At 58.2% G+C, this 12382-nt stretch carries 12 protein-coding genes; 5 read left to right on the top strand and 7 right to left on the bottom strand.

Annotated features, from left to right (window positions below):
* Positions 1-13: 13 nt before the first annotated feature.
* The 7 genes from BKX96_RS04840 to BKX96_RS04810 form a co-directional block, all read right to left on the bottom strand.
* Positions 14-1210 (bottom strand): NAD(P)/FAD-dependent oxidoreductase, encoded by a 1197-nt coding sequence (locus BKX96_RS04840; protein WP_077182904.1) that lies wholly within the window; start codon positions 1208-1210, stop codon positions 14-16.
* Positions 1211-1242: 32 nt separating this feature from the next.
* Positions 1243-2055 (bottom strand): NAD-dependent epimerase/dehydratase family protein, encoded by an 813-nt coding sequence (locus BKX96_RS04835; RefSeq protein ID WP_077182903.1) that lies wholly within the window; start codon positions 2053-2055, stop codon positions 1243-1245.
* Between the two features lie 35 nt (positions 2056-2090).
* On the bottom strand, positions 2091-3293 hold the full coding sequence (locus BKX96_RS04830; RefSeq protein WP_077182902.1) for a pyridoxal phosphate-dependent aminotransferase: 1203 nt from the start codon (positions 3291-3293) through the stop codon (positions 2091-2093).
* Positions 3293-4960: a hydantoinase B/oxoprolinase family protein gene (locus BKX96_RS04825; RefSeq protein ID WP_077182901.1), complete on the bottom strand. Its 1668-nt coding sequence runs from the start codon at positions 4958-4960 to the stop codon at positions 3293-3295. Before BKX96_RS04825 ends, BKX96_RS04830 begins: the two co-directional genes overlap by 1 nt.
* 29 nt (positions 4961-4989) lie before the next feature.
* Complete coding sequence (locus BKX96_RS04820; RefSeq protein ID WP_077182900.1) at positions 4990-7065, bottom strand: hydantoinase/oxoprolinase family protein; 2076 nt, start codon at positions 7063-7065, stop codon at positions 4990-4992.
* Positions 7066-7234: 169 nt separating this feature from the next.
* On the bottom strand, positions 7235-7993 hold the full coding sequence (locus BKX96_RS04815) for an SDR family oxidoreductase (protein WP_077182899.1): 759 nt from the start codon (positions 7991-7993) through the stop codon (positions 7235-7237).
* A complete protein-coding gene (locus tag BKX96_RS04810; protein WP_077182898.1) occupies positions 7986-8735 on the bottom strand; it encodes an SDR family NAD(P)-dependent oxidoreductase in 750 nt (249 codons plus the stop codon). The genes BKX96_RS04815 and BKX96_RS04810 overlap by 8 nt, the downstream gene beginning before the upstream one ends.
* A 115-nt stretch (positions 8736-8850) precedes the next feature.
* On the opposite strand from BKX96_RS04810, the gene BKX96_RS04805 reads away from it, so the two are divergent.
* From BKX96_RS04805 to BKX96_RS04785, 5 genes are all read left to right on the top strand, one after another.
* Positions 8851-9468, top strand: coding sequence for a TetR/AcrR family transcriptional regulator (locus BKX96_RS04805; protein ID WP_077182897.1), 618 nt, complete (start codon positions 8851-8853; stop codon positions 9466-9468).
* A gap of 5 nt (positions 9469-9473) precedes the next feature.
* Entirely contained in the window at positions 9474-10697 is a 1224-nt protein-coding gene (locus BKX96_RS04800) for a DUF3422 domain-containing protein (RefSeq protein WP_077182896.1), read from the top strand.
* Between the two features lie 452 nt (positions 10698-11149).
* On the top strand, positions 11150-11413 hold the full coding sequence (locus tag BKX96_RS04795; protein ID WP_077182895.1) for a hypothetical protein: 264 nt from the start codon (positions 11150-11152) through the stop codon (positions 11411-11413).
* A gap of 265 nt (positions 11414-11678) precedes the next feature.
* A complete protein-coding gene (locus BKX96_RS04790) occupies positions 11679-11888 on the top strand; it encodes a hypothetical protein (RefSeq protein WP_077182894.1) in 210 nt (69 codons plus the stop codon).
* A gap of 85 nt (positions 11889-11973) precedes the next feature.
* Positions 11974-12297 carry a hypothetical protein gene (locus BKX96_RS04785; protein WP_077182893.1) on the top strand — a complete coding sequence of 108 codons (324 nt, stop codon included), beginning with the start codon at positions 11974-11976 and terminating at the stop codon, positions 12295-12297.
* Positions 12298-12382 lie beyond the last annotated feature (85 nt).

Raw genomic sequence — 12382 nt, 5'->3', positions numbered from 1 at the left:
TCAGGCCGCACGGTCAGATGACCGAGTCTTCCAAAAAGGGGCGGTTTTCAACCACACGCTCGTAAGACAGCGCACTCAGGTCCAGGCTGCGGTATTGGCCGTAGGTGATCAGCTCACTCAGGCCCCGACCGATGGCGGGCGCTTGCTGCAGCCCATGACCGCTGAAACCGTTGCAGAAGAAGAAGTTGCGAACTTCGCTGTGCGGGCCGACGATTGCGTTGTGATCCAGCACGCAGAAGTCATAGTGACCAGCCCAGGAGTTGACCACCTTGATCGCTTCGAATGCCGGAACCCGTTCGGCGAGAATCGGCCAGACCTCCTCCTCGAATTCGTCGTGCAATACATCGAAGTCGTCGAAGTCCACTTCCGGGTCCGACTTTGGATAGGTGCCACCCAGATACAGGTGACCTTCCGGGCGGAAAAACACGCCGGTCGGGTCGATGGTCAAGGGCACGACACCCTCCAGAGGCGTATGGCAGTCGAACACGAACAGAGAGCGCCGACGTGGCTCGACCGGTATTTGCAGACCGGCCATTCGGGCAACTTTCGGCCCACGGGTACCAGCAGTGTTGATCAGATAATCACAGTCAATGCGTTCGCCGCTGGCCAACGTCACGCCCGTGACCAGATCGCCCTTGCGCAGCACCTCGACCACTTCGTTCTCGATGTACTCCACGCCCATCGAGCGCGCTTTCTTGCGAAAGCCGTTCATGATCCCGTAGTTGTCGAACCAACCCTCGTCCTTCTCGCCGTAAGTACCCCCGGCCAGGCTGTCCGGGTTGACCCAAGGGAAGCGCCGGATCAGCGCTTCGGTATCCATCAGCGTGACATCGGCACCGTTATCCAGCTGGGTCTGGTGCAAGCGCTTGAGTACTTCGAAGCCCTTCTGATCGGCGAGGAACAGATAGCCGTTTTCCTTGAACGCGAGGTCAGGCTTGTCACCGTTGACCTCCATCAGTTGCGGAAAATCACGGATGAACTGCGCACCAAACCGGGAAATCTGGATGTTGATCGGGTTGGAAAACTGCACGCGAATCGAGCTGCTCGAAAGCGCTGTCGCCGACTGGGCGTAAGTCCAGTCGCGCTCGATGACCAACACCGACCCGGTGAAGTCCGGGTTGTTGGCGAGGAAATACGCCGTGGCGCTGCCGTTCACCGCTCCGCCCACGATGACCACGTCGTAATGCTGCTTTGTTGCTGTCGAAGCCATGGCTCGGACCTCTTGAATTCGATGGGTAGACGTTACTTCGGATCTTCGAAATGACCGGCACCGGCGAAGTTGCCACCGTGGTAGCGGGCGGCGGGCTCATTGGGGTCCAGCGGTGGGAATTTCGCTTCGATTTTTTCCCGGTAATCATCGGCGCTGTCCTTCGGCACGTAGCCGATCGACGAGGCCGTGCGGTTGTCCCACAGCGATTCACGGTTGGCCGACATGCCATAGACGATCATGTGCGCAACACGCGGCGCGGTCAGCGAGCGCTCCACCAATTGGGCAAAGTCAGCGAACGACAACCAGGTCGCCAGCATGCGGCGATCCAGCGGCTCTTCGAATGAGGAACCGATGCGCAGGTTCACCGACTCGACGCCGAACTTGTCCCAGTAATAGCGACCCAGATCCTCGGCAAAGCATTTGCTCACGCCGTACAGGCTGTCGGGACGATGCGCTACGGTGGAATCGATAGTTTGGGTACGATCGTAGAAGCCGATGGCATGATTGGAGCTGGTGTAAACCACTCGCTTCACACCATGCTGACGCGCGGCTTCGTAGATGTTGTAGGTACCAACGATATTGCCGTTGAGGATCGCGGCAAAGGTATTTTCCAGCGGTACACCACCGGCATGGATGATCGCATCGACGCCTTCGGCCAGCGGCAGTACATCGGCAAGATTGCCAAGATCACAGCGCACCAGTTGCTCGTGCGGCGCCGCCGTGCCCATGTCAGCGATATCGGTCAGGCGCAGCTCATCGGCGAAATCTCGCAGGTGCTCGCGCAAGACCTTGCCCAGGCGGCCGGCAGCACCGGTGATCAACAGTCGTTTGAAAGGCTTGCTCATCAGATCAATCTCGAATTAGTCAGTGACTGCAACGCTTAAACCAACAGGGCCAGCGCATCGCGCATCTGCACGATGGCCTGCTCAAGCTGTTGCCGGGACGTTGCGAAAGACAGGCGAATATAGGGCTCAAGGCCAAATGCGGAACCCGGCACCGTGGCGACCTTGCCGACCCGCAGCAGATAGTTGGAGAGGTCGGTATCGGTCTCGATCACCTGTCCGTCCGGCGTGCGTTTGCCAATGAACGCCGAGCATTTCGGGAAGGCATAGAACGCCCCTTCCGGCATCTGCAATTCCAGCCCTTCGATAGCCGCCAAGCCTTCGACGACCATGGCACCGCGTGCCTGATACTCGCGGTTGGCATCGCGCACGAAATCCTGCGGGCCACTCAAGGCCGCGGCGGCGGCCAGTTGCGAGATCGCCGAGGGGCAAGTGGTGGTCTGCGACTGGGTCTTGTTCATCGCCACGATCAGCTCTTTCGGGCCAGCGGCATATCCCAGGCGATAGCCCGTCATGGCGTAAGCCTTGGACACGCCATTGATCAGCAGCGTGCGCTCGCGCAGTTCGGGGCACGCGGTCACGAACGGCACGAAAGGCTTGTCGCCAAGAATGATGTGTTCGTAGATCTCATCGGAGATCACCAGGATCCGTGGGTGCTTCTGCAAAACCGCGCCCAGCGCGGCAAACTCTTCCCGACTGTAAATCGCGCCACAGGGATTGTTCGGCGAGTTGAGCATCAACCAGCGCGTCTTCGGTGTAATGGCCGCTTCCAGCCGGGCAGCATCCAGCTTGAAGCCATACTCGGAGCCGCAGGGAATGACTTTGGGCACACCACCGTTGAGCAGCACCATGTCGGTGTAGGACACCCAATACGGCGCCGGCGTGATGACCTCGTCGCCCGGCTCCAGAGTCGCCAGGAAGGCATTGAACAGCAGCTGCTTGGCACCGTTGGCTACGCAGATTTCGTCGAGGCCGTAGTTCAGGTCGTTCTCACGACTGAACTTGTCGACGATGGCCTGGCGCAACGCCTCGTATCCGTTGGGCGCCGTGTAGTGGTTGTTGCCCGCAAGCATGGCCTGGTAGGCCGCCTCGATGACGTGGGCCGGGGTATTGAAGTCCGGCTCGCCCAGGCTGAGATTGATCACCGGCTCGCCTTGAGCGAGCATTTTCTTGGCCAGGACCGACACCGCCATACTTGGCGAACTCTTGACTGTCCTGACCCGCGAACTTTGAAATTCCATCACTTGCTCCCCTGCCCGGCTTCATAGCCATAATCGTCACGCGCCTGTTCGGCACTGATGTAGCCGAAGCGCAGGTCGCGCTCGACTTCCTCACGCGGGCGCTGACGCGGATCGCCATAACCACCACCGCCTGGCAGGCTCAGAATCAGACGGCGCTCCGAAGGCACGAACTGCTGCCCCTTGCCGCGCAACAGTGTGCCGTCGTCCAGACCGACGTAACCCTTGGCGCCCTCCTTGCCGCCCTCAAGGCCGCGTGCCGGATAGAGGATGCGGTCAAACATGGCGCTGAAGCGGAACGAATAACCCTCGGCAGCCGATACTTCGATCTCCTGCCCCAGACCACCGCGCAGCTGGCCGGCACCACCGGAACCGTTACGAAGTTCCTTGCGCCAGACAATGACCGGCCCGGCGTGCTCGGTGGCCTCGACCGGCATGGTGTGCACGCCACTCGGGAATGCTGTGGCACTCAAGCCGTCCTTGGCGGCGCGTGCGCCCATGCCGCCGCTGTTGAACATCAGCATCTCGGCATTGCGCCCTTCTGGATTGCTTTCCAGAGGGCGAACGCTCAAGTGCAGGTTCCACAGAGCACTGGCGCCCTCGGCCGGAACTTGGCCGTGCAGGCATTTGTGCAGCGCACCGAGCACCAGGTCAGGTACGAAGTGCCCGAGCACGTGACGTACCGAGACTGGCGCCGGGTGTTTGGCATTGAGAATGCAGCCCTCGGGTGCCACCACATCGAACGGCGCCAAGGACGCGGAGTTGTTCGGGATCTCAGGCGCGACAATGCACTTGAGGCCGTAGCAGGCATACGCCTTGGCATAGCCCAGCGGCACGTTGATACCGAACTGGCTCATCCCGGAGGTGCCGTTGAAATCGGTGAGGATGCCGTCCGGCCCGACCGTCAGTGTTACCGACAGGGTCACTGGAACGTCGTAGCCATCCAGGGTCATGCTGTTCTGGTAAGTGCCGTGCGGAAGCGACTTGAAGCACTCCAGCGTCGCGCGGCGACTGTGCTCCAGAATGAAACCGCCGATGTGCTCCAGGTCTTCCAGGCGGAACTCTTCGAGCATGCTCAGCAGGCGCTTGTGACCCGTCTCGTTGCAGGCCGACAGCGCGTAGAAGTCACCGACCACCCGATCGTTCTCGCGCACGTTGTTGCGCAGGATGTTGATCAGGTCGCGGTTGACCTTGCCACGCTCGAACAGCTTCATGATCGGGATGAACAGGCCTTCTTCGTAGACCTCACGGGCGTCCGGGCCGAAACCGCGACCGCCAATGTCCACCACGTGGGCGGTACTGGCGAAATAGCCGATCAGTTTGCCCTTGTAGAAAGAGGGCGAAACGATGGTGATGTCGTGCAGGTGACCGGTGCCCTTCCAAGGGTCGTTGGTCACGTAGACATCGCCTTCGAAGATGTTGTCCAGGCCGATTTCATTGATGAAATGCGCCACCGCCTCGGCCATGGTGTTGACGTGCCCCGGCGTACCGGTGACCGCCTGGGCAAGCATGTTGCCAGCGCGGTCGAAGACTCCGGCAGACAGGTCGCCGGCTTCACGCACACTGGTGGAGAACGCGGTACGGATCAGGGTCAGGGCCTGTTCTTCAACCACCGAAATCAGGCGATTCCACATCACCTGCATTTGAATATCGATCAAGGTATCGCTCATGGGAAAATCGCCTTCTATGCAAGTGAGGCTTAGCGCCGGACAACCAGCAGGCAGCCGTCAGGCTGAACGGTGGCGGTAAAGGAGGACGACACGAAGGTCGATGTTTCGCGCTCGGCGATGATGGCCGGACCATCGATGCGGGCACCCGGTTGCAGCTCCTCGCGCTGGAAGATGCCGGCGTCGACGAAACCACCGCTGACCACGTCGAAGACCTCACGGCGCGACACTTCGTGGGCGCGGTGCGAAGCGCTGATCTGCTCGACCGGTTGCACCGGCAGCAGTGGCGAACTGGCTTTGACCGACCAGCTGACGATCTCGACATCCGGCCCCTCGATCGGACGCCCGAAGAACTGGGTGTAGGCCGCTTCGAACAGCGCCTTGAATTGCGCGGTGTCGCTGTTGCTGAAGGGCTTGAATGGCAGAGCCACCGGAATTTCCCAACCCTGGCCGACATAGCGCATGAACGCGGTGCACTCCAGTTCTGGCTCGCCTTCAGGCATGCCCTGGCGCAGGAAGCCGATGGACTCGGCCTTCATGTCATCGATCAAGGCATTGACCTGTGGCGCGTCGAACTCCGACAGGCGCACAAAGGCACTGCGTACTGCCTCGTAGCCGAATGGCGCGCGCAGGAACCCGATCGCCGAACCGACACCTGCACCCGCTGGCACCAGGAAGCGCGACACGCCCATTTTTTCGCACAGCCGCGCGGCGTGCAGTGGGCCACCGCCACCAAAGGTGATCATGGTGTACTCGGCGATGTCCTTGCCGCTTTCTACCGCATGCACACGGCCGGCGTTGGCCATGTTTTCATCGACCACTTCACAGACACCATAGGCAGCAGTGACCGCCTCCATGCTCAGCGGCGCACCGATGACGCGGGCGGTAGCTGAAGCAGCGTTGTCGAGGGACAGGCGCATGGCACCGCCAGCGAAATTGTCAGGGTCGAGACGACCCAGCAACAGGTTGGCATCGGTGATGGTCGGTTCCAGCCCACCGCGACCGTAGCAGGCAGGCCCCGGTTCGGAGCCGGCACTGTGCGGCCCTACCCGAATCTGACGCATGCTGTCGATGCTGGCGATTGAGCCGCCACCGGCTCCGATTTCGACCATCTCCACCACTGGGATCGAGATCGGCATGCCACTGCCCTTCTTGAAGCGGTAGGTACGCGCCACTTCAAAGGTCTTGGCGGTTTTCGGCACCTGGTTTTCGATCAGGCAGATTTTTGCCGTGGTACCGCCCATGTCGAACGAAACCACCGAATCCAGCGAATACTTGCGCGCGATGTCAGCAGCGAAAATTGCACCACCGGCCGGGCCGGACTCGACCAGGCGTACGGGAAATTCCGCGGCGCTCTGTACCGAGATGATCCCGCCACCGGAGTGGATCATGAACACCGGACAATTGGCGCCGGACTCTTTGAGCGTCACCACCAGGCGATCGAGATAGGACTTGATCAGCGGCTTCACATAGGCGTTGGCACACACGGTATTGAAGCGTTCGAACTCGCGCATCTGCGGCGAAACTTCGCTGGAGATCGAGACCGACACCTTCGGCAGGCGGCGCTGCAAAGCGTCGCGCAGCAGACGTTCGTGGGCGCCATTGACGTAGCTGTGAATCAGGCCAACCGCGATGCTTTCGTAATTACCCTCGGCCACCCGCTCAACCAGTGCATCGATATCAGCCTGCTCTGGGGCGATCAACACATCACCGTGTACATCCAGACGCTCGCGCAGGGTGTAGCGGTGCTCGCGCTCGATCAGCGGCGGCGGCAAGGTGATGTTGATGTCGTACTGTTCGAAGCGGTTTTCGGTGCGCATTTCCAGCGTGTCACGAAAACCTTCGGTGGTGATGAATGCAGTCCTGGCCCCGCGTCGCTCGATCAATGCGTTGGTGGCCAGGGTGGTGCCGTGGATCAGTTGATCAATGTCGGACAGCTTCAGGCCGGCGGCCTCGATGACACTTTTCACACCGGTGAGAATGGCGCGCTCTGGCAGCTCATAGTCGGTAAGAATTTTGGTTGAATGCAATACCCCGCCTACGTCCAGCGCGATATCGGTAAAGGTCCCACCTATGTCCACGCCGACCCGGCATGAAGTAGCAGTCATCGTCGTATCCCCTGAAATTCCCGGTTTCATGACAAGAGGCAATCAAGCCCGCTTGAAATGTAAGTTATATGTTGTCTTACAGGTAGTCAAGCATTGTCACACGGCATTCTGCTTCTCCAGACACTCGTAAAAGCGTCGACCGGGATCAACAAAATCCCGGCCCTTATCATCAACCCTTCGTCTTGACCATGCGTGCCCCGCCCACCGCTTGCGCGGTCGGGAACACCTCCAGACGCGACACATCCACTTGTTGTGGCAAGCTCAATGCTGCCAGCAGCAACGTCGCAATATCTTCCGGCATAATCGACTCATAACCTTCGTACAATTCAGCGCCTGCGGCCTGCATACCCATGGCGTTTTTGTACAGTTGAGTCTGGACCCGTCCGGGGGCAATTTCCGTCACCCGCACTCCGCTGCCGAGCAAGTCGCAGCGCAAGGCATCGCAGAACAAACTGATCCCCGCCTTGGACGCGCCATACACTGCCGCTCCAGGATGCGCCGCCCTGCCGGCGCTGGAACCAATAAAGAACAGATGGCCAAAGCCACGCTCGATCATTCCCGGCAATGCCTTGCGTGTCAGATGCAAAGGCGCCTTGAGATTGATATCGAACATGTTGTCGATTTCAGCCGGATCCATCTCCTGGAAAGACGAGCGCGTCGAGAGCACCCCGGCATTGTTGACCAGCACATCCACCGGGTAACGCACGAGGATTTCGCTGAACGCCTCAATCTGACGCACATCGGCTTCCACGACCGTCACGCCCGGCTCGGCGCGCAACTCGTCCAGCGCCTCGGGACTACGCCCGACCGCAATCACCTGCAATCCGGCATCACGCAATGCCAATACCACGGCCTTGCCGATACCGCTGGTGGCGCCCGTTACCAGCGCCCGACGATAGATCGCCGGTACCGACACTTTATCAGGCATAGATGTATCCCCCGCTGACGATCACATTTTCACCGGTGGCGTAGCTGTTACGGCTGCTGCCCATCATGACGATCCACTCGGCAATCTCGGCAGGCTCGGCGGCGCGCCCCAACGGGTTCGCTGCAGCCAGCTCACCAAGAAAGCCCAACTGCTTGGCGCGTTCGGTGGCAAAGCCCGCCGGCGCTACGGAATTGACCAGAATCTGGTCCTTGGCGCAGGCGTGGGCAAAGGATTTGGTCAGGCTGACCACGGCGGCCTTGGTCGCGGCGTAGTGGGCGTTCTGCGGATGGGCCTTGAAGGCATCAACCGAGGTAACGTTGACGATACGACCGGTCACGGCGGGCTCCGCCACATAGGCCTGCATGTGTTTCACCGCAGCCACCATCATGTGGTAGGTGCCTTTGATGTTGACCGCATTTTCCAGGTCCCATTCTTCGTCGGTGATCTCGAAAATATCTTTGCGCGGATAGATCGCGGCGCTGTTGACCAGGCAATCCACGCGCCCCAGCGCATCGACGATCTGCTGGAAAGCACCATGGGCGGACTCCTGGCGTGAGATGTCACCCACCGCCGTGGCAACCTCGCAACCATCGGCACGCAAAATCTCCGCAGCCGCTGCCATCAACTGCTCATTTCTATCGATGATGCCGATTTTTCCTGCTCCGCGCTTACGCATCAGCTTGGCCGTTTCCAACCCCAGACCCGAAGCGCCACCGACGATTACGACCGTTTGCCCATCCATAAAACACCTCCGCGATTAGTCTTTACGTAAGATGCCTGTTGTCTTACATTTGGTCAAACCGAATTTGTCCGACAATGGTCGGCAAATAACCAGATGAAGCACACAGGACAGCACAATGCTTGCGGCCACCATCTCCTCGAAACCTGTACCCAACAGTGCCCGCGACCGCCTACTGGATGTGGCGCTGGAACTCTTTGCGACTCGTGGCTACCAGGCCATCGGCCTGCGCGACCTGGCAGGACAGCTGGGGCTGCATGCCGGCTCGCTGTACAACCATATCGAGAACAAACAGTGCCTGTTGTTCGAGCTGATCGAAGGCGCGGTATCTGACCTGCTGGCCGATACCAAGCGCCGAATGCGCGGCGCCCGGACTCATCGCGACCGTCTTCAGCGCTTTGTGCATGCATTTGTGGTTTTCAACCTGGCCGAGAAGCACCGGCTGTTATTGGTAACCCGTGAGTTCGTCAATCTGACCGATGAACAACAACAGGAAATCAACCAGCTCAAGAGCAGTTACGCCGCTTTGTTGAAAGCCATCATTTCCGCGGAGTGCGGCGAAACCGGCTGCATCAGTGACCGTACAGGCCTGATCACCGAGGCCGTTATCGGCATGCTCTACGGACAGTCCCTCTGGCAAAGCATTGAAGTCCCGGAGCAAAAACTCACCGATGCCCTCACCCACTTTGTTCTGGGCATCATCACCTGCGGCAAAGACTCAGCGCTCAAGGCATAGGCACCATGCACCCGCTACGACATGCGCTTCACAATGAACTGCACGCCCGCCCTTCCCTGTACTTCAGCGAGCCGGCCCATGTTTTTCACCTGGCCATCATAGGTAGTGAATGCGATCGCCAGTCACTGCTCAACAGTCTCTATACCGAGCCGGTTGATGATGACCTACCCCAAGGCATCATCAGGCTTGATGGGCACTGGCTGAAATGGGAGCGACATGCCGAATTCTTTACCCTCACTTATGTAGTCACCGCTTCCACGGATAGCCCGCAATGGATTTCATTGCCTGATGCCTTGGCCGCGAAAATCAGCCCTTTCACCCAGTTGCTGATCAACCGCGTGCAAATTGTGGTGCGTAACCAGAGCGCCTTTGCCGGAGATCACGCGCAATACGGGTTCAAGGACCCGTGCGGATCCTCCATTGGTGGTGGCGATGCGTCGGTATGGAGCGACTTCCGGTTAAGCGAATGCGGCGAGAACCGGTTTCTGTTTGTCAACCATCACCTCAATGCCTACCGACAGGGGCGAATGATTCGCCGACTACTCGAGATTGAAACCTATCGCATGATGGCCTCGCTATCGCTTCCAGCCGCAAAGCAATTGAGTTCGCAACTCAATGCTTTCGATAGAACGCTAGCCGACCTGTCGGAGCGAAATGCTGCTCCAGGTGCGAGCAATGCAAAAGCACTGCTGACAGAAATTGCAGCGTTGTCGGCAAAAGTCGTCAGCCTCTCGGCCAAGTACCGTCACCGCTTCAGCGCCACGCAAGCCTACGCGCAACTTGTTTTCGAACGGCTGGCAGAACTGCGCGAGGACCGCGCAGGTGACTGCCAACGCCTGGGTATCTTCATCGAACGGCGCTTCAAGCCGACGGTAAGATACTGCGCCGTGACGGAACAACGACTCGACGTTTTGGCCAAGAGCGTGGCCAATCTGGGCGACCTTCTGCAGGCGCGCGTTCAGGTGGAAATGGAAGAGCAGAATGCCGAAATCTTGAAAAGCCTGAATATTCGAGCTGATGCACAGATCAAGATTCAGCGAGCAGTGGAAGGACTTTCGATCATCGCCATCACCTACTACGTGTTGAACCTTTTGATAATGCTCTTCTCGGGAATGCATTTACTGGGCATGGACCTGTCTCCCAGATCAGCAGTGATCGGAATGGCCCCCATTGCAGCTTTCATCCTCATGCAAATACTTATACGGATAAGAGTGGCAAAACAGCATTGAACAACCTGAACGAATTTTTCCGATCGATGATGCCGGCAATATGCGGCAGGAATGAGCAAGTTACGACCTTGGGATCCGCTGAGAATTCCACCCAGAGCCAGTGGTTTTGTAGGAGTAAAAACGACTAAAAATAAAAAAGGGTCGCGAGATAAAATCTCGCAACCCCTTGAATTATATGGTCGGGACGGAGTGATTCGAACACTCGACCCCTAGCACCCCATGCTGGGGACTGTACCCACCTAAGCACTTGTTTTACAAGGATAACAGGGCTTTCCAATGGTGGCAAAACATCCGCTTTTTTGTGCTTATGCAAACGGAAACACGCGGCCTCCAGAGGAGGTTTTGCGCAGCCTGTCACGGTGTGATGCCAAAAAGCTATTGCAAATCCCGGTGCGTTAATATCAACCTTGGCAGGGCGCGGAATCCTCTGAACGCCTCAACAAGGAGAGAACATGTCTGTAATCACGAAAGGTGATTTGGCCTACAAATACACATGGAAGGCCGATGAAGGGGACAACCCTAATTACACGGGGAAGCTCGACCGTGACAAAGTCGATCGGGACGAAGGCTATGAGGTGCTGTACTTTCTGAACAGCATCTGCAAATCCAAAGAACAAGCTCTCCACGCTGAGAAATTGATCAAGACCAAGCTGCCTGGAACCGTGCAGAATAGGGACGCCGTTCTTAAGTGGCTGATAGATAACTGGCAAAAATAGCGTCAGCTCGCTGGGGGTCGTGAGCTTTTGAGCGGCCCCTCAGCACCGCCAGAATTACACCGCGATTCTAAAGGGGTAAGGCAAAGTAACAATAGTCAATGAATCCGGGCACTTGCCTACTCTGGCATACCCGGATTTGACCTGCTTTACACGGTCATTGGTACAAAAATTGGTACAAGCTTCACTCCCTTCTCAGGCGTCCTGTCTACCGCTCGTCGCTTTTTTCAAGAGGCTGCTACGCTGAAATTTTCACGGAGATTTCGCGATGCCAAATTCTGACCTACTCCCTTCCCTGCTCTTCAAAATCAACGAAAACCAGCTCGCCCTGGAAGCCGCCATCATGGAACTGTCCAATTGGGTCGAACAACACGGCGCGGCCGACGTTGCCGATAACGTCCGCGGCGCCCTGGACACCATCGACAAGAATGAGGAGTTCATCAAAATGACGCTCGCGGTGATGATGACTCCGGAGTGATCGGCTTGGCATTCCGTCGCCAGCATTCGCCATCACGTCGCAACTCAATTACTGTATATCCAAACAGTATGTGTAAGGCGCGACCGTGGATCCCTACGAAATCGAAGACACCAGCGAATGGCTCGGCAGCCCGACCAGGCTCGAAACCGTCAAGCATTACGCAAGCATGCTCGAGGAAGACGTCCAGGATCTAAAACGTCAGCTGCAGGCGGCAAAGGAAAATATTTCCACCTTGGTGGAAATGAACGACCAGCTGTCGACCGAACTCCAAAAGAAGCGGACGTGGATGGCAAACCTGGAAGCAGAGACCACCGAGCAACTTGCCCAGATCCGGACCCTGACATTGGTCCTGGATCAAAAAGAACGGATCATTCGCCAGTTGCAAGCGGGCAAACAGGCACAGCCTTGAAGGAAACGTGGCGATCGTCAGGATCCCTTCGTCCATCCGAATCCGCGACCGAACAAGCGGCAAATGGTAATCTTGGCGCCGATCT

Source organism: Pseudomonas putida (assembly GCF_001976065.1).
Lineage (GTDB): Bacteria > Pseudomonadota > Gammaproteobacteria > Pseudomonadales > Pseudomonadaceae > Aquipseudomonas > Aquipseudomonas serbica.
Note: the sequence above shows the minus strand (reverse complement) of the source record. Positions and strands in the feature narration are given on the sequence as shown.